The following is an 18,238-nucleotide window of genomic DNA, read 5'->3' on the forward strand; positions in this document are numbered from 1 at the left end:
CCCTGACTCTCGGACTCGATCTCGGCACGTCCGGCGTGAAGGTCGTGCTGCTCGACCGCGACGGCGCGGTGCGCGCGAGCGCAAGTTGCCCGTTGACGGTGAGCCGGCCGCGGCCGCGCTGGTCCGAACAGGCGCCGCGCGACTGGTGGGACGCCGCATGCGGTGCGCTCGCCGCGGTCGTCGGCGAGGCCCGCGCGGCCGGCCTCGATCCGCGCGACATCGACGCGCTGGGGCTGACCGGCCAGATGCACGGCGCGACGCTGCTCGACGCGCATGGCGACGTGTTGCGCCCGGCGATCCTGTGGAACGACGGCCGCGCGGATGCGGAGTGCGCGGAACTCGAACGGCTCGCGCCCGCGCTGCGCACGGTGGCCGGCAACGTCGCGATGCCGGGTTTCACCGCGCCGAAGCTGCTGTGGGTGCGCCGCCATGAGCCCGACGTGTTTGCGCGCATCGCGACCGTGCTGTTGCCGAAGGACTATCTGCGCTACCGGCTGACCGGTGCGGTCGCCACCGATCCGTCGGATGCCGCCGGCACGCTGTGGCTGGACGTCGCGAAGCGCGACTACGACGACACGCTGCTCGCCGCGTGCGGGCTGTCGCGCACGCAGATGCCGGCCGTGTTCGAGGGCAACCGCGTGACGGGCACGCTGCTGCCGGACGTCGCCCGCGCGCTCGGGCTGCGCGAGATTCCGGTCGTGGCCGGTGGCGGCGACAACGCGGCCGGTGCGGTGGGGGTGGGGATCGTGCGGCCCGGCGATGCGCTGCTGTCGCTCGGCACGTCGGGCGTGTATTTCGCGGTGTCGGACGGATTTCGTGCGAATCCGGAATCGGCGGTGCACAGCTTCTGTCATGCGCTGCCCGCGACATGGCACCTGATGTCGGTGATGCTGAACGCGGCCGGCTGCATCGACTACACCGCGCGGCTGACCGGTTACGACGGCGTCGCGGCACTGCTCGCCGATGCCGAAGCGAACGCACGTGCCGGCCGCCCGTGGTTCCTGCCCTACCTGAGCGGCGAACGCACGCCGCACAACGACGTGAACGCGAAGGGGGTGTTCTACGGGCTCACGCCCGACACGCAGCGTGCGGATCTGGCGAACGCGACGCTCGAAGGCGTCGGCTTCGCACTGCTCGACGGGATCGACGCACTGCATGCGGCCGGGCTCGCGCCCGAGCGCATCACGGTGATCGGCGGCGGCTCGCGCAGCGCGTACTGGACACAGATGCTCGCCGACCTGAGCGGCCGCGCGCTGACGCTGCGCGCGGGCGGCGAGGTCGGCCCGGCGCTGGGCGCCGCGCGGCTTGCGCGTCTCGCGCTCGAGCCGGATGCACCGCTCGACGACGTGTGCCCGCAACCGCCGATCGTCGCGGTGCGCGAGCCCGACTTCGGGCGGCACGCGTGGTATCGCGACGCGCGGCGTCCGACGTTTCGCGCGCTGTATCGCGCGCTCGAACCGGTGTTTGCAACGGGCGCGTGACGCGCCTGGTCGTGACTCGATGCGGGCGGCCCATTCCGGCGGCCGTCCGGCATTCGTGACGTGGTTCCATAACAAGGAGTGGAGACAATGAAATCCGTGACGCGTCGTACCGTATTGAGTTCGCTTGCCGGCGCCGCTGCGCTGGCGATCCTCGCGCTGGGCACGCCGCTCGCGCATGCGAGCAAGGACAAGCCCGAGATCGGCTTCTGCATCGACGACCTGCGCGTCGAGCGCTGGTCGCGCGATCGCGATTATTTCGTCGCGGCGGCGACGAAGCTTGGCGCGAAGGTGTCCGTGCAGTCGGCCGACGCGAGCGAGGAGCGGCAGATTTCGCAGATCGAGAACCTGATCTCGCGCGGCGTCGACGTGATCGTGATCGTGCCGTTCAACTCGAAGACGCTCGGCAACGTCGTCGCCGAAGCGAAGAAGGCCGGCATCAAGGTCGTGTCGTACGACCGCCTGATCCTCGATGCGGACGTCGACGCATACATCTCGTTCGACAACGAGAAGGTCGGCGAACTGCAGGCGCAGGGCGTGGTCGACGCGAAGCCGAAGGGCAACTACTTCCTGCTCGGCGGCGCGCCGACCGTCAACAACGCGAAGATGCTGCGCGAGGGCCAGTTGAAGGTGCTGAAGCCGGCGATCGACCGCGGCGACATCAAGGTCGTCGGCCAGCAATGGGTGCCCGAGTGGAGCGCGTCGACCGCGCTGCGCATCGTCGAGGACGCGCTGACCGCGAACAACAACAGGATCGACGCGATCGTCGCGTCGAACGACGGCACCGCCGGCGGCGCGATCCAGGCGCTGGCCGCGCAGCACCTGGCCGGCAAGGTGCCGGTGTCCGGGCAGGATGCGGATCTGGCCGCGGTCAAGCGCGTGATCGCCGGCACGCAGACGATGACCGTCTACAAGCCGCTGAAGCTGATCGCGAGCGAAGCCGCGAAGCTCGCGGTCGATCTCGCGAAGGGCACCAAGCCCGCGTTCAACGCGCAATACGACAACGGGAAGAAGAAGGTCGATACGGTGCTGTTGCAGCCGACGCTGCTGACCAAGCGCAACGTCGACGTCGTCGTGAAGGACGGCTTCTACACCCAGGCCCAGCTGGCGAGCCAGTAACGGCGCGGCGGGCACCCTGCACGCGGCCGGCCCTGGCGCACGGCCGCGTGCCGATTGCGAGGCAATGAACGTATGACCGAACCCTTGCTGACGATGCGCGGCATCGTCAAGGCATTCGACGGCGTGAAGGCGCTCGACGGCATCGACCTGACGGTGCGCCCCGGCGAGTGCGTCGGGCTGTGCGGCGAGAACGGCGCCGGCAAGTCCACCTTGATGAAGGTGCTGTCCGGCGTCTATCCGCACGGCACGTGGGACGGCGAGATCCGCTGGGAAGGCGCGCCGCTCGTCGCGTCCGGCGTGCGCGACACCGAGCGCGCGGGCATCGTCATCATCCACCAGGAGCTGATGCTCGTGCCCGAGCTGTCGGTCGCCGAGAACATCTTCCTCGGCAACGAGATCACGCTGCCAGGCGGGCGCATGCATTACGCGGAGATGGTGCGGCGCTCCGAAGCGCTGCTGCGCGAGCTGCGGATCGACGCGATCAACGTCGCGCAGCCGGTGATGAACTACGGCGGCGGCCATCAGCAGCTGATCGAGATCGCAAAGGCGCTCAACAAGCGCGCGAAGCTGCTGATCCTCGACGAGCCGTCGTCGTCGCTGAGCGCCGCCGAGACGCGCATCCTGCTCGACATCGTGCGCGACCTGAAGCGCCGCGGCGTCGCATGCGTGTACATCTCGCACAAGCTCGACGAAGTCGACGCGGTATGCGACACCGTGACCGTGATCCGCGACGGCCGCCACGTCGCGACCGAGCCGATGCGCGCGCTGACCACCGACCGGATCATCGCGATGATGGTCGGCCGCGAGATTCGCAACCTGTATCCGCGCGAGCCGCACGAGATCGGCGACGTCGTGCTCGACGCGCGCAACGTGACCTGTCACGACATCGCGAACCCGCGCCGCAAACGCGTCGACGACGTGTCGTTCAGCGTGCGGCGCGGCGAGATCCTCGGCGTCGCCGGGCTCGTCGGCGCGGGCCGCACCGAGCTGATGCAGGCGATTTTCGGCGCGTATCCGGGCGCGAGCACGGCAGCCGTGCGGATCAACGGCCGGCCGCTCGCGATCCGCTCGCCGGCCGATGCGATCCGCGCGGGCATCGCGATGGTGCCCGAGGATCGCAAGCGTCACGGGATCGTGCCGCAGCTCGGCGTCGGCCACAACATCACGCTGTCGGTGCTGCGCCGCTTCGCGGCGCGCGGACGGATCGACGCGGCCGCCGAACTCGATGCGATCCGCACCGAGATGCAGCGGCTGTCGGTGCGGGCCGCGCATCCGTTCCTGCCGATCGCGAGCCTGTCCGGCGGCAACCAGCAGAAGGCGGTGCTGGCCCGGATGCTGCTGGCCGACCCGCAGGTGCTGATCCTCGACGAACCGACGCGCGGCGTCGACGTCGGCGCGAAGGCGGAGATCTACCGGCTGATCTTCGCGCTCGCCAAACGCGGCGTCGCGCTGATCGTCGTGTCGTCCGAGTTGCCGGAAGTGCTCGGGCTGGCCGACCGCGTGCTCGTGATCGGCGAAGGCGAGCTGCGCGGCGATTTCGTGAACGACGGTCTCACGCAGGAACAGATTCTCGGCGCCGCGCTGAAGCCCGCGCGGCGTCCGGCCGAACCCATTGCAGCGAGTCAGACATGAACACCGAACTTTCCTCTTCTTCCGCCGTGCCGCCGGACACCGATGCGCGCCGCACGCGCGGCCATCCGCTGCGCCAGGTCTTCGTGCGCTACAAGGTGCTCGCGCTGCTGTTCGCGGTCGCGGCGATCTGGGTGTTCTTCTCGGTGCTGACCGACGGCGCGTTCGTCACGCCGCGCAACGTGTCGAACCTGCTGCGGCAGATGTCGATTACCGGGATGCTCGCGTGCGGGATGGTGTTCGTCATCATCGCGGGCGAGATCGACCTGTCGGTCGGTTCGTTGCTCGGGCTGCTCGGCGGCGTCGCGGCGATCCTCGACGTCAATCGCCACTGGCCCGTCGCCGCGACCGTGCCGGCGGTGCTCGCGCTCGGCGTGCTGGTCGGGCTGTTCAACGGCTGGTGGTCGACCTACCGGCGCGTGCCGTCGTTCATCGTCGGGCTGGGCGGGATGCTCGCGTTCCGCGGAATCCTGCTCGGCGTGACGGGCGGCTCGACGATCGCGCCGGTATCCGACGGCTTCGTGTTCATCGGGCAGGGCTATCTGCCGCGCATGGTGGGCGACGGCCTCGCCGTGCTGCTGTTCGCGCTCGTCGCGCTGCTGGTGATGCGCCAGCGCGGCACGCGGCATCGCTACCGGCTCGCGGTCGCGCCGCTGTGGCAGGACGTCGCGAAGATCGTGGGTGCCGGCGCGGTGCTGTTCGCGTTCGTCGCGACGCTCGACCGCTACGGCGGCATCCCGGTGCCCGTGCTGCTGCTGCTCGCGTTGCTGGGCGCGTTCTCGTGGATCGCGACGCAGACCGTGTTCGGCCGGCGCATCTATGCGGTGGGGTCGAACCTGGAGGCCACGCGGCTGTCGGGTGTCGACACCGATCGCGTGAAGCTCGCGATCTTCGCGTTGATGGGGCTGATGTGCGCGTTCGCGGGCATCGTCAACACCGCGCGCCTCGCGGCCGGCTCGCCGTCGGCCGGCACGATGGGCGAGCTCGACGCGATCGCCGCGTGCTTCATCGGCGGCACGTCGATGCGCGGCGGATCGGGCACCGTCTATGGCGCGCTGATCGGCGCGCTCGTGATGGCGAGCCTCGACAACGGGATGTCGATGCTCGACGTCGACGCGTACTGGCAGATGATCGTGAAGGGCGCGGTGCTGGTGCTGGCCGTGTGGATCGACGTGGTGTCGCGGTCGAACCGGCGGTGAGGAGGCGGGCGGGCGTGAGCGCCGCGTGCCGGTCTATCCGGCATCCGCCTTGATGAAATCGACGAACGCCCGCAGCGGCGCCGGCACGAAACGCCGCCCCGGATAGTACAGGTACGGCCCCGAGAACGGCCGCCACCAGCCGTCGAGCACGGGTTCGAGCGCGCCGCTCGCAAGCTGCGGACGAAGCCATTCTTCGAAAAGATGCACGATGCCGAGCCCCGCACAGGCGGCGTCGACGGCGAGATCGACGGCGCCGCCGATCTGCACGACGAGCGGGCCCGACGGGTCGACGCGGACCACTTCGCCATCGCGCTCGTACTCCCACGCCGGCATCGCGCCGCTCGCGAAGCGGCCGCGCAGGCATGCGTGATCGAGCAGGTCGCGCGGATGGGCGGGGCGGCCGCGCCGGTCGAGATAGGCGGGCGCCGCGGCGGTCGCGCAACGTTGCGAGCGAGGGCCGATCGGCACGGCGATCATGTCCTGTTCGAGGCGTTCGTCGTAGCGGATGCCCGCGTCGCAGCCGGCTGCGAGGATATCGACGAAGCTTTCGTCAGCCACGACCTCGAGCCGGATTTCCGGATAGGCGTCGAGAAAGCGCGGGACGATGGACGGCAGCACGAGCCGCGCCGCGCTCATCGGAACGTTGAGCTTCAGCGTGCCGACCGGCTTCTCGCGAAACGTGTTCACCACGTCGAGCGCCGCCTCCACCTCGCTCAGCGCCGGCGTGAGCCGCGCGAGCAGGCGCTCGCCGGCTTCGGTCGGCGCCACGCTGCGCGTCGTGCGGTGCAGCAGCCGCACGCCGAGCTGCGCTTCCAGCCGGCGCACCGCCTCGCTCAGGCCGGACGCGCTCGCGCCGATCGTTCGCGCGCCTTCGCGAAAGCCCTTCGCGCGCGCCACCGCCACGAACGCGTTCAGATCACCGAGATCGATTTGCATTGTTCGCCTTTTCGTACAGGTCGTGCGGATTATGGCCGATTATCGCGCAGCGCAACGCGGCGTAACCTGCGATTCACTCATTCGCTACAGGAGCGCGATCATGTCCCCCATCGTTCAATCCGGCACGTTTTCCATCGCGGGCCGCCGCGTGCACCGCATCGGCTATGGCGCGATGCAACTGGCCGGGCCCGGCGTGTTCGGGCCGCCGCGGGATCGCAATGCGGCGCTCGCGGTGCTCCGTGAGGCTGTCGAAGCGGGCGTCGATCACATCGATACCAGCGATTTCTACGGTCCGCATGTGACGAACCAGCTGATTCGCGACGCGTTGCATCCGTATCGCGACGATCTGCTGATCGTGACCAAGATCGGCGCGACGCGCGGCGACGACGGTTCATGGCTGCCGGCGTTCTCCGCCGAAGCGCTTGCGGCCGCCGTGCACGACAACCTGCGCAATCTCGGTCTCGACGTGCTCGACGTGGTCAACCTGCGGATCATGTTCGACGTGCACGGCCCGGCCGAAGGCTCGATCGAGGCGCCGTTGTCCGCGCTGGCCGAACTGCGGCGGCAGGGCCTCGTGCGGCACATCGGGCTGAGCAACGTCACGACCGCGCAGATCGAGGAAGGGCGCCGGATCTGCGACATCGTCTGCGTGCAGAACCATTACAACCTGGCACACCGGGACGACGACGAACTCGTCGATGCGCTCGCGCGCGACGGCATCGCCTACGTGCCGTACTTTCCGCTCGGCGGCTTCAGTCCGTTGCAGTCGGCCACCCTCGACGCGGTCGCGGCGCGACTCGGCGCGACGCCGATGCAGACGGCGCTCGCGTGGCTGCTGCGGCGCGCGCCGAACCTCCTGCTGATTCCGGGAACGTCGTCCGTCGCGCATCTGCGCGAGAATCTCGCCGCGGGCGCGGTGGTGTTGCCGGAGGACGCCGTGCGCGAACTCGACGCTGTCGTGTCCGCTCGCGGCTGAGGCCGGTGCGGATACCGTCCGGCACGCCGGCGGAACTGGCCGCCTATATCGGCCCGGCGCAGTGAAACGGCGTCGCAGCGGAATGGATGACCCGTGGCAATGCAGCGCTTGAGGGATTTAAACCGATCGAGGTCCTCGACGTACAACCCGGCTACGATCGCGTTCGCGACATTCTCAATCGTGCGCAGTTCGGAGTCACCGCGTGAAGCTGTACCGACTCGCAAAAGAACGAATGGGTCACTATCTGGCCGATGATCTAAGCGGGAACGGTGCGGCGATTGCGGGAGGGCGTTGGAATCCGCGGGGCATGCGCGTCCTATACACCTGCTGCCATGCGTCGACATCGCTATTGGAGGCGTTGGTCCATATGTCCGGGATCCTTCCGGCCGGGGGACTGTTCCTTGTGACGATCGAGGTGCCGGACGCGGTCTATGAGGCTGCGTTCGCACCGGCGCTTCCCGATGACTGGGCGACCCTGTCCGAAGACCCGGTGTCGACGGCGCGAATCGGTCAGCCCTGGCTCGAACGAGGCGAACAATTGGCGATGCGTGTCCCGTCCGTTATCTGCCCGACCGATTTCAATCTGCTGTTGAATCCGTTGCACGCGGATTTTTCCGCGAGCGTGAACGTGATCAGCAAGGCGCCGTTCAAGCTCGACCCGTGGCTCTTTGGATAGCTGCGCGGCGCACCGGTCGCCGATCCAGGGCGGCCGCGGGAAGTGGTCGATCGGCGCATGGCGCCCGCACGACCAGCAACTACAAGGCAGAGGTGACGTACCGCCCGTCCGGGGCCGCGGCGGCGCGCGTGCGCTACGACCGGTCGCGGTTGCGCGCACGCGTCGCGCCGGTAATGACCGCGATGCCGAACAGGATGACGGCCACGATCTCGATGACGTGCTGCGACACGTGCAGCGTCATCAATCCCCAGGCCACGCCGCCGATGAAAATGATCCAGCCGACCAGGTAGATAAACAGGGTCATCGTTTTCTCCTTGTAGTTTTGGGTCATGTCGCCGGTTGCCTGGCGTGCAGAATTTACCGTGCACGGCTCGGTGGTCGACCGGGAGGCGCGCGATCGAGAGCGGCGCGCGGGTCGATTCGCCATCTCGAGGCAATCGGCAACCCTAAGTACAAGCACGTTTCGCGCCTGGTTTTCGCGTATGACGGGGCCGGAACGCGCGTGGCTCGCGCGTCATTTCGTCGATGGGCTTCCCGCTTCGTGCGCATGCAGCCCGACGCGTTCCATCAAGCGCTGTGCGTCTTACGACGCCGACAACACCACCGACACGCCCGTCGCCGTATAAACCGGCGTCGCCTTGAACCCGTCGACCGTCACCGTCGAGAACTTCGCCGCGGCCGCCGCGCCGTCGATCAGCGCGATCGTGTCGCCGGCCTTCGGCGCATAGCCGTTCACGAACTTCACATGCAGCGTGCCGCCGGCGACGGTCAGCGGCCCGCCCACGCGCAGACGCCCGCCGCCGTTGCCGTCGAGGTCGAGTTCGAGCGTCGTGTTGTCGAGTTGCGTGTAGCGCGTCGCGATCGTCACGGGCGCGCTCGCCGCGATCCTGACGCTGCCGCCCGTGCCGACGTACACGTCGCCGTTGCCGAACGCGGTCGCGGATGCCGCGGCGAGCGTGCCGCCGCTGATCTGCGTGCCGCCCGCGTAGCTGTTGTTGCCGGCCAGCGTCAGCGTGCCGCTGCCTTGCAGCGTCAGCTTGCCGGCGCCGGCGATATCGTTGCGCCACTGGTCGGCCGCGTTCAGCCCGCCCTGCGACGCATCCATCGCCACGATCACGTTGCCGTTGAACGCGCCATAGCCGTCGGCCGCCGCGAACAGGTTCAGGCGGCCCCAGCCTTCCGCATCGTCCATCACCGGATAGCCGGACGAGACCTCGGTGGTCTTCAACACGACGCGCCGCTGGTCCGCGCTCAGGTACGGGAAGCGCGTCTGCAGCAGGATTTCCGCGCCCTTCGGCACGACGGGCGGCGCGCCGGTCGACTCGATCGCGCCGAAGCCGAACGTCATGCGGCGCAGGAACGCGGCCTTGTTCGCGGTGTAATCGGCGAACCGGTCGGTCGTCGTCGTGCCCGAATGCGCGAAGGCGGCGAAGGTCGTGTCGGTCGTCCCCGTGAGCTGCTGCAGCGCCTGGTGAGCCTGGCCGTAAGCGGCCTGCGCATCGCTCGCGTACGCGGTCAGGTTCGCCGCGCTGACGGCCAGCGCGAGCATGCGGCCGCCGATCACGTCGAGCGGCGAGTGCATGCCGGCGAGGATCCGGTTCTCGCCCAGCTCGAGGCCACGACTCACCATCTCCTGGAAGCGCTCCGGCACGAGCCACGCCATCGTCGTCGCATCGCGCATCGCTTCGGCCTCGTGGCCGCTGATGAAGCCGCCGTCGGTCGCGGGCGTCGTGCTTTCCGCCGGCACGAGCGTCGGCGCGACGACGACGCTCGCGCTCCAGCGATACGGCCGCGCATACTTGTAGAAACGCTTCGACGGTTCCGTCGACGCGTTGTTGCCCATTTCGTTGAGCAGGTCGACAACCTTGCCGAAGCGCGCGTTCGTGCTGCTGCCGACGCCGGTGTTGTTGCCGGCATCGTTGTACAGGACGGTCGTCGCGTCGGCGGGCACGCTGGTGATGCTGGTCGTCTGCTGCGCGGCCGTGCGCCACGCGCTGGTGAGCGGCCCCATGCCGTCGGTCACGCTGTAGCCCTTGCCGCGCCGGTCGTCGAAATAGGCGGCGTCGGCCTGCTGCTGCGTGCGCGCGGTCGTTGCGTTGACCACATACTGGACATTGGCCGCGAGCACCGTGTCGTTCAGGATCGTGCCGCACGGCGTGCCGCTGGCCGGCAGGCCCGAGCAGGCCGACGGCGAAACGGCGGGGAACGCGCCGTTGGCCGGCGCGCTCACACCCGCATCGACGAGCATCGTCGACGGCTGCCACAGGTCGAGGAAGCGGCTCACCACGCGCACCGCCGCGTTGGTCGACAGCGTCGCATAGCGCGCGTCGCCGCGCTGGTTGGTCGCGATGTTGTCGACGAAGGCGGGCACGCTGGGCACCGGCGCGCTGTCGACGAAACCCGGGTCGGCCGGCGGAGCCGGCATGGCCGCGGTGGTCGGGGTCGTCGACACGACGTCGTCGCCGCCGCCACAGGCGGCCAGGACAAACGCACTCGACAGCGCTGCGACGTGCAGCGGGAAACGGCTTCGTGACGCACCCATGCCAGACTCCATCCTGAGGATCAAAGATGGCGGATTGTCGTGGGCGATCGTGACGTGGCAGTTACGAATTTGTTTCGGAATGCGGTCGATGCGCGTGAATTCTCACTATCTGGTGAATTCGCGCTACTGAACATGCGGGCGCATCGATCCGGCCGTCGAGGAGGCCCGGCAGCGGACGGCGACGGGCAAGCCGCACGTGTGTGCGTCCGGTCGTGCGCTTGCGCTCGCGTACCCAACGGGAACCGCAACGATCAAGCCGGTTGAGCGAACGATTGCGCGTCGGCGACGCACACGCGGTTTCTGCCCTGGCGCTTGGCCGCATAGAGGGCGAGGTCCGCCTGATGCGACAACGCATGCACGGACGCCGGCCGCGCGCGATGGCCGGTCGCGCAGCCGATGCTGACCGTGAACGCCGGAATCGTCGCGTCGAAGCCGTCGAGCCGGTTGCATGCCACCGCGCGGCGAATCGCTTCGGCGACCTGCGCGGCGCCGCGCTCGTCCGTATCGGGCAACACCGCGACGAATTCCTCGCCGCCGTAACGCGCGGCGAGATCGCCGTGCCGCCGCGTATGCGCGCGGATGCATTCGGCCAGAAAACGCAGCGCGATGTCGCCTTGCGCATGGCCGTACCGGTCGTTGTACTGCTTGAAGTGATCGGCGTCGATGAACAGCACCGACAGGCTGCCGTCGCTGCCGCGCTGCAGCCGCTGCCATTCGTCGGCGAGCGCGGCATCGAGCGCGCGACGGTTGTGCAGGCCGGTCAGCGGGTCGGTGCGCGTCAGGTCCGTGAGCAGCGTCTGCTTGCGATGGTTGTCGCGCAGCGCGAAGGCGAGCAGCCACACCACCGCGCAGAACAGCGCGCCGATGACGGACGCCGACACGCCGACCGTCCACGTCAGGTGCGTGATGCCGGCCAGCACGTCGTCCTCGGCCGGTCCCACCACGGCGATCAGCGGCGTGCCGGGCACCCGCTGGTACGTATAGAGCCGCAACGTGCCGTCGATGCTCGAGCGCGCGGCATGGAAGCCCGATTCGCGGCTCACCATCCGCTCGAACGACTTCGACCGGCGCAGGTGCATCATCTGGTGATCGCTCAACCGCGGATTGCGCGCGAGGATCGTGCCGTCCGCGCGCAGGATCGCGCTGACGCCGTGCGGTCCGACGTCCAGCCGCGACAGCAACTGGTCGAAGTAGGCGAGATCGATGGCGACCACCGCGATGCCGTTGAACGCATGATCCGCGCGTTCGATGCGCCGCGACAACGCGATCGATTCGGTGCCGCCGCGCGAACGCGCGCGGTACGCCTCGGACACGTAGAGACCGACGTTGTCCGAATCGCGATGGACCTTGAAGTAGTCGCGATCGCTGAAGTCCCAGTTGTGGGTCGGCCCGCAACAACCGTCGATCAGCCGCCCGTTGCGGTCCGTCACGCCCATGCCGGTCACGTATTGCGCGGCCGTGCGCTCGAACAGCACGTCGTGGCGCAGCCCGGCCTCCATGCGCACGATGGCGGGGTTGCCGAGGTCGGCGGCGAGCGAGACGAGCGCGTTGTTGGACGTTTCGACGGTGCGCGCGATCTCGCTGGCGAGGACGGCCGCGACGTTGCGCGACGTCTCGTGCGCGTGTTCGACGACTTCGCTGCGCGCGGCCCACAGCGTCACCGCGCTGATGCCGAGCGCCGCGACCGACATCAGCGTCCCCAGCACCCCGACGACCAGGTAGTGGCGGCCTGCCCAGTCGGCAATTTTCTCGATCGAAGGGGATGCAGGCATGGCTCGCGCTCGTACGGAATGCCGGCTGCGACCGCAGCGGCGCTGGTCAATTCCGGGTTAACGGCAGGGATGCCCGAAAATCGAGGCCGGCCTCTGCGACCCGATGACCGCACCGGCGCCGCAAACGTGTGCGCGCGTGGCGCGCCGGCAGCGGCGCACCACGGAACGGCGGCGTCACCGCGGCGCACGCGCGCGGCGGCGCGGTGTCACGCGGTGTCAGTCGAGCCCGCCCTGGCACAGGTACTTGATCGACAGGTAGTCGTCGAGGCCGTAGCGCGAGCCCTCGCGGCCGTAGCCCGATTCCTTCACGCCGCCGAACGGCGCGGCCTCGCTCGCGAGCGCGCCTTCGTTGATCCCGACGATGCCCGTTTCGAGCCGCGCCGACACGCGCGCGATGCGCCGCACGTCCTGCGTGTAGAAATACGCGGCGAGCCCGAACGGCGTGTCGTTCGCGGCGGCGACGGCGTCGTCCTCGGTGTCGAACGGAAACAGCGCGGCGACCGGGCCGAAGGTTTCCTCGCAGGTGAGCCGCATGTCGCCGGTCGCGTCGGCGAGCACCGTCGGCGCGTAATAGTTCGGCCCGAGTTCGGGCAGGCGCCGGCCGCCCGTCAGCACGCGCGCGCCGCGCTCGATGGCGTCGCCGACGTGGCGCGCGATCTTGTCGACCGCGCGCGCGTTGATCATCGGGCCGATCTGCGCGGCCGGGTCGGTTGCCGGCGCGACCTTCAGCGCGGCGACGCGCGCGGCGAGCTTCGCGGCGAATGCGCCGTAGACGCCGGCCTGCACGTACACGCGATTCGGCGATACGCAGGTCTGCCCGCCATTGCGGAACTTGGCGGCCATCAGCCCGTCGACGGCGGCATCGAGTTCCGCGTCGTCGAACACGATGAACGGCGCATTGCCGCCGAGTTCCAGCGACAGCTTCTTCATCGTTGCCGCCGATTCGCGCGCGAGCAGCTTGCCGACGGGCGTCGAGCCGGTGAACGTGATCTTGCGCACGCGGCCGTCGGCGAGCCAGTCGGCCACCGCATCGATGCCGCGCTCGCGCGACGCGGCGATCAGGTTCAGCACGCCGGGCGGCACGCCGGCCTCCTGCGCGAGGAACGCGAGCGCGAGCGCGGTCAGCGGCGTGTCCTCCGCCGGCTTCGCGACGACGGTGCAGCCGGCCGCGAGGGCGGGCGCGATCTTGCGCGCGATCATCGCGAGCGGGAAATTCCACGGCGTGATCGCGGCGACGATGCCGATCGGCTCCTTCACCGCGCTCAACCGCTTGCCGCGCTGCTGCTGCGGAATCAGGTCGCCATAGGTGCGCGTCGCTTCCTCGGCGAACCACAGCACGTACGACGCGCCGTACGCGACTTCGCCGCGCGCTTCGGCCAGCGGCTTGCCCTGTTCGCGCGACATCAGCTTCGCGAGATCGTCGGTGTGCGCGACGATCGCCGCGTGCCACGCGCGCAGGATCGCGGCGCGTTCGCGCGCCGGCGTCGCGCGCCAGACGGGCAGCGCGCGGGCGGCGGCGTCGGTCGCGGCGCGCGCGTCGGCGGCGCCGCTGTCGGGTGCGTGGGCAACGATATCGAGCGTGGCCGGATCGGTGACGTCGAAGCGGCGGCCGTCGAGCGCATCGCGCCAGGTGCCGTCGATCAGGTTGGCGGTGCGAACGAGTTCGGTGCGGGACAGCGTAAGCGGCATGACAGGTCCTTGGATGAAGCGGTTCTGCGCCGGCGGCCGCGGCGCGGGCGCGCGACGGCCCCGCGCGGACGGCGAACCGCCACGCTCATGGGTGCCGCACGCCGCGGTGGTCAGTGCCGTTCGCCGAACAGCGATTCGAGCGGATAGTGCCGTTTGACGAACGGCGACTTGATGATCACGTAACTGAAATACTTCTCGATGCCGATGTTCTGCTCGAGCAGCCCTTCGACGATCGTCTGGTAATGGCTCACGCTGCGCGTGATGAACTTCAGCAGATAGTCGTAGCCACCGCTCGCGAGGTGGCATTCGACGATTTCATCGACGTTGCGGATCGCGGCCACGAACCGGTCGAAGTCCTCGCGGCGGTGGTCGGCCAGCGTGACCTCGGTGAACACGACCTGCACGTCGCCGAGTTTCTCGAGCTGGATGTGCGCGCCGTAGCCGCCGATGTAACCGGCCTTCTCCAGCCGCTTCACGCGGATCAGGCATGGGCTGGGCGACAAGCCGACCGCGTCGGCCAGTTCGACGTTGGTCATCCGGCCGCGCTTCTGCAACTGGGAAAGGATGCGCAGGTCGATGCGATCCAGCTTGCTGTCCGTCATGTTCACGTGGGCGGGAAAAAATGGAATATCCGGTTACTTTAGAGTCGAACGATGGCCGCCACAAGTCCGGCTTTCCCTTGGCCGGTCAGGCCGGCTGCGCGTGCGCGGCGTCGAGCGCGCGCTGCACGCCCGGGTCGCCCAGCACGTCGTCGAGCGTCTTGCGCACGCGTTCGAACATGAGATCGAACTCGCCCGCGGTGAAGCTCAGCGCCGGCGCGAAACCGAGCACGCCGTCGCCGAACGCGCGAAACACCACGCCGTTCGCGTAGGCCGCCGCCGCGATCTTGTCCGGCACGTTCAGCGCCGCGTCGAAGCGCGTCTTGCGCGCCTTGTCGGCCACCAGCTCGAGCGCGCCGAGCAGGCCGGCCGAGCGAGCATCGCCGACGAGCGGATGCGCGCGCAGCGCGTCGAGCCCCGCCGCGAAGCGCGGCGCCATCGCCTGGCCGTTCGCGAGCAGGCCGCCTTCGTGATAGAGCTTCAGCACCTCGAGGCCGATCGCCGCGCTGACCGGGTGCGCGGAATACGTATAGCCGTGGCCGACCGGCGGCGCATCGGCGCGGTTGCCCGCGATCCCTTCGTAGATTTCGTCAGACATCAGCACCGCGCCCATCGGCGCATAGCCGGCGGTCAGCCCCTTCGCGACGGTCATCAGGTCGGGATCGACCTGCTCGGCCTCGCACGCGAACAGCGGGCCGGTGCGGCCGAAGCCGGTGATGACCTCGTCGGCGACGAACAGGATGCCGAGGCGCCGGCACGCGTCGCGCATCGCCTTCAGCCAGCCGGCCGGCGGCACGATCACGCCGCCCGAACCCTGCACGGGTTCGCAGAAGAACGCGGCGACGTTGTCCGCGCCGAGCTCGGCGACCTTCGCGTCGAGGGCGGCGACCGACGCGGCGATCAGCGCCTGCGGATCGTCGCCGAGCGGATGGCGGTACGGGTAGGGCGACGGGATGTGGTGCTGGTCCGCGCGCGGCAGGTCGAAATGGCGGTGGAACGCGGGCAGCGCGGTGAGCCCGGCGCCGATCGTCGACGAGCCGTGATAGCCGCGTTCGAGCGCGATCATCTGCTTCTTCGACGGGCGGCCGGTCGCGTTGAAATAGTGCGTGATGAAGCGGACCGCGGAATCGACCGCGTCCGAGCCGCCGAGCGTGAAGTACACGCGGTTCAGCGACGGCGGCGCGAGCGCCGCGAGCCGTTCGGCGAGTTCGATCGCCGGCTGCGACCCGAAGTGGAAATAGCCGGTCGCGTAGGGCAGCTTCGCCATCTGCTCGGCGGCGGCCTTCACGATGCTGTCGCGGCCGTAGCCGACGTTCACGCACCACAGGCCCGAGAACGCGTCGAGCAGCCTATGGCCGGCGGCGTCGCGCAGGAACACGCCGTCGGCGGATTCGAGCACGGTGACGCCGCGCGCCTCGTGCGCACGGTAATTGACGACGGGGTGGATCAGGTGTTGACGATCGGCTTCGATCAGCGCGGCTTGGTTCATGGCGGGGAGGACTCTCGTCGGGTGTCAGCGTGAGTTCATGCTACCGGGCGGGACATTCGCACGCGCCTTCAATTTGCCGCCTGAAACGTATGGACACGGCGTTTGCACGGGGCGCTTCGGCATTTTCTGCTGCGCGCGCCGCCGGGCCGTGTGCGCACGTCCGCCCGTCAGTAGCCGCGCGCGCGATCGACGACGCCGAGCATCGGCTGTCCCGCGCGATGGCGCGCGAGGTTCGCGAGCACGGCGTCGACCGCGGTGTCGGGCCGCGTCGCGCTCGCGATGTGCGGCGTGATCCGGATGCGCGGATGCGTCCAGAACGGATGACCGGCCGGCAACGGTTCGGGGTCCGTCACGTCGAGGATCGCGCTGTCGAGCCGGCCGCTCGCGAGCGCCGCGAGCAACGCGGCCTCGTCGAGCTGCGGGCCGCGCCCGACCTGCACGAGCGACGCGCCGGCCGGCAGCGCCTCGAACACGCGCGCGCCGAGCAGCCCGCGCGTGCTGTCGGTCAGCGGCAGCAGGCAGATCAGGATGTCGGTGCGGGCCAGGAACGCGTCGAGCGCCGCGTCGCCCGCATGGCAGTCGATGCCGTCGAGCGTGCGCGGCGTGCGGCTCCAGCCGGCGCACGGGAAGCCGAAGCGCCGCAGCGTGTCGAGCACGGCCTGGCCGAGCGTGCCGAGCCCGAGCACGCCGACGCGCCGCGACGCGGCCGTGCGCACCGGCCGCTCGCGCCACACGTGCGCGCGCTGTTGCGCCGCGTAGTCGAACAGGTCGCGGTGGATCGTCAGCACCGCCTGCGTCACGTACTCGACCATGCCTTCGACGATGCCCGGCTCGATCATCCGCACGACGGGGATGTGCGCGGGCACGCGCGACAGGTCGAACTGATCGATGCCGGCGCCGACCGAGAACACGACCTCGAGGTTCGGCAGCAGTGCGAGCGGGTCATCCGGCGGCTGCCACGCGGCGAGATAGCGGACGGCTGCGGCGTCGCCGAGGTCCGGCCAGATCCGGAACGGCAGATCGGGCGCCTGCCGCGCGAAGCGCCGCGCCCACTGCGCGCCGCGCACCGGGTCGGCCTTGTAGAGAAAGCTCATCGTGCGTGCCGCTCAACCGAGCGCCTGGTTCACGATCGCGAACGCGCGCAGCGCCGGGTCGCGCGCGGGCGCCGCCCCGCGCGCCATCGCGACGACGGTATCGACGCGCGGCAGCCCGAGCCCCTGCAGCCAGTCCGACAGCCCGCTGTCGCCCGGCACGTCGAGCCGCACGAACATCCCTTCGTGCAGCGCGAGCCAGTGGCTGATCAGCGCTTGCGCACGCAGCGCGTCCGGCGCGACCACCGGGCCGATCACGTGGCCGCGGCCGAAGCGGCGGAACAGCGCGAAGCCGAGCAGCTCGCCGTCGCGATCGAGCGCGATGCCGTTCGCGACGTCGAGCAGCGCATCGACGACCGCGCCGCGTTCGCAGCCCGCCGCGCGCGACGCGAGCGCCGCGAGGCGCGGGCCGTCGTTGGTGCCGAGCGGGCGCAGGCGCTCGCCCGGCGGCAGCGAGATCAGCGGCGGCCGGAAGGCGGCGCCCTGGTGCTGGTCGATCGTGCCGATCGCCTCGAAGCCGAACTTCACATAGAGCGGTTCGCCGGACGGCGTCGCATGCAGGAAGATCGTGCGCGCGCCGAGACTGTCGACGACCCGCGCGAGCAACTCGCGGCCGATGCCGCGGCCCTGGCGCTCGGGCGACACGATCACCATGCCGAGCGAGGCGTGCGCGTCGTCGAAGCGCCAGCCGAGCGCGGTGCCGACGATGCCGGCTTCGTCTTCGGCGACGAAGCCGCTGCCGAGCTGGAACGCGAAGCGCCAGTCGTCGAGCCGGTGCGGCCACTTGACCGCTTCCGACAGGCGATGCGCGGCGGGCAGGTCCGTTTCGGCGAACGGGCGATAGGTAAGCGTGCGGGAAGGATTGAGATCGGACACGCCGGACTCCGGATGGGTGGGAATGACACGTCGACTCTGCCAGCGACCCGGCGGCACGGATAGGACGATTCGCCTGTTTTCAGGCCGCGGCGGGCGCTCGTGCGCGATCGACGCAAACTCGCTCGATCGGCGCGCACGAACGCGTGGATCGTGCCGGCGCGCCCCGT

At 69.6% G+C, this 18,238-nt stretch carries 15 protein-coding genes and 1 pseudogene; 7 read left to right on the forward strand and 9 right to left on the reverse strand.

From position 1 onward, the window contains the following. The first annotated feature begins 2 nt into the window (after positions 1–2). From xylB to ACTJKF_RS02225, 4 genes are all read left to right on the forward strand, one after another. A complete protein-coding gene (gene xylB / locus ACTJKF_RS02210; RefSeq protein WP_440622134.1) occupies positions 3–1,481 on the forward strand; it encodes a xylulokinase in 1,479 nt (492 codons plus the stop codon). An 87-nt stretch (positions 1,482–1,568) separates the two neighbouring features. Continuing rightward, positions 1,569–2,597, forward strand: coding sequence for a D-xylose ABC transporter substrate-binding protein (xylF, locus tag ACTJKF_RS02215; RefSeq protein WP_440621922.1), 1,029 nt, complete (start codon positions 1,569–1,571; stop codon positions 2,595–2,597). 72 nt (positions 2,598–2,669) lie between these two features. Beyond that, positions 2,670–4,229 carry a D-xylose ABC transporter ATP-binding protein gene (xylG, locus tag ACTJKF_RS02220; protein ID WP_440621923.1) on the forward strand — a complete coding sequence of 520 codons (1,560 nt, stop codon included), beginning with the start codon at positions 2,670–2,672 and terminating at the stop codon, positions 4,227–4,229. Further along, positions 4,226–5,425, forward strand: a complete 1,200-nt coding sequence (locus ACTJKF_RS02225) for a sugar ABC transporter permease (RefSeq protein WP_440621924.1) — start codon at positions 4,226–4,228, stop codon at positions 5,423–5,425. Before xylG ends, ACTJKF_RS02225 begins: the two co-directional genes overlap by 4 nt. 33 nt (positions 5,426–5,458) lie before the next feature. Here ACTJKF_RS02225 and ACTJKF_RS02230 read toward each other — a convergent pair whose 3' ends face one another. Continuing rightward, positions 5,459–6,361, reverse strand: a complete 903-nt coding sequence (locus ACTJKF_RS02230) for a LysR family transcriptional regulator (protein WP_440621925.1) — start codon at positions 6,359–6,361, stop codon at positions 5,459–5,461. A gap of 100 nt (positions 6,362–6,461) precedes the next feature. Between ACTJKF_RS02230 and ACTJKF_RS02235 the strand changes: the two genes are divergently transcribed. The 3 genes and pseudogenes from ACTJKF_RS02235 (at position 6,462) to ACTJKF_RS02245 (ending at position 8,013) form a co-directional block, all read left to right on the forward strand. Continuing rightward, on the forward strand, positions 6,462–7,337 hold the full coding sequence (locus ACTJKF_RS02235; RefSeq protein ID WP_440621926.1) for an aldo/keto reductase family oxidoreductase: 876 nt from the start codon (positions 6,462–6,464) through the stop codon (positions 7,335–7,337). Positions 7,338–7,411: 74 nt separating this feature from the next. Next, positions 7,412–7,543 (forward strand): annotated as a pseudogene (locus ACTJKF_RS02240) (antitoxin Xre/MbcA/ParS toxin-binding domain-containing protein); the annotation flags it as partial. Next, positions 7,540–8,013 (forward strand): RES family NAD+ phosphorylase, encoded by a 474-nt coding sequence (locus ACTJKF_RS02245; RefSeq protein ID WP_440621927.1) that lies wholly within the window; start codon positions 7,540–7,542, stop codon positions 8,011–8,013. The pseudogene ACTJKF_RS02240 and the gene ACTJKF_RS02245, both read left to right, overlap by 4 nt. A 133-nt stretch (positions 8,014–8,146) precedes the next feature. On the opposite strand, the gene ACTJKF_RS02250 is transcribed toward ACTJKF_RS02245, so the two are convergent. From ACTJKF_RS02250 to ACTJKF_RS02285, 8 genes are all read right to left on the reverse strand, one after another. Further along, positions 8,147–8,317, reverse strand: a complete 171-nt coding sequence (locus tag ACTJKF_RS02250) for a hypothetical protein (protein WP_440621929.1) — start codon at positions 8,315–8,317, stop codon at positions 8,147–8,149. Positions 8,318–8,596: 279 nt separating this feature from the next. Next, positions 8,597–10,555 carry a phosphatase PAP2 family protein gene (locus tag ACTJKF_RS02255; protein ID WP_440621930.1) on the reverse strand — a complete coding sequence of 653 codons (1,959 nt, stop codon included), beginning with the start codon at positions 10,553–10,555 and terminating at the stop codon, positions 8,597–8,599. A gap of 251 nt (positions 10,556–10,806) precedes the next feature. Beyond that, a complete protein-coding gene (locus ACTJKF_RS02260) occupies positions 10,807–12,327 on the reverse strand; it encodes a diguanylate cyclase (protein ID WP_440621932.1) in 1,521 nt (506 codons plus the stop codon). A 216-nt stretch (positions 12,328–12,543) separates the two neighbouring features. After that, positions 12,544–14,016, reverse strand: coding sequence for an NAD-dependent succinate-semialdehyde dehydrogenase (locus ACTJKF_RS02265; protein ID WP_440621933.1), 1,473 nt, complete (start codon positions 14,014–14,016; stop codon positions 12,544–12,546). A gap of 110 nt (positions 14,017–14,126) precedes the next feature. Next, entirely contained in the window at positions 14,127–14,618 is a 492-nt protein-coding gene (locus tag ACTJKF_RS02270; RefSeq protein ID WP_006749694.1) for an Lrp/AsnC family transcriptional regulator, read from the reverse strand. Positions 14,619–14,703: 85 nt separating this feature from the next. Further along, the gene (locus tag ACTJKF_RS02275) at positions 14,704–16,104 is read right to left on the reverse strand and encodes an aspartate aminotransferase family protein (protein WP_440621934.1); all 1,401 of its coding nucleotides are present in this window, start codon (positions 16,102–16,104) and stop codon (positions 14,704–14,706) included. 167 nt (positions 16,105–16,271) lie between these two features. Continuing rightward, positions 16,272–17,198 (reverse strand): 2-hydroxyacid dehydrogenase, encoded by a 927-nt coding sequence (locus ACTJKF_RS02280; protein WP_440621935.1) that lies wholly within the window; start codon positions 17,196–17,198, stop codon positions 16,272–16,274. A 12-nt stretch (positions 17,199–17,210) separates the two neighbouring features. Next, the gene (locus ACTJKF_RS02285; protein WP_440621936.1) at positions 17,211–18,071 is read right to left on the reverse strand and encodes a GNAT family N-acetyltransferase; all 861 of its coding nucleotides are present in this window, start codon (positions 18,069–18,071) and stop codon (positions 17,211–17,213) included. Positions 18,072–18,238: the final 167 nt, after the last annotated feature.

Origin of the sequence: Burkholderia sp. 22313 (assembly GCF_052045245.1) — a bacterium.
Taxonomy (GTDB): domain Bacteria; phylum Pseudomonadota; class Gammaproteobacteria; order Burkholderiales; family Burkholderiaceae; genus Burkholderia.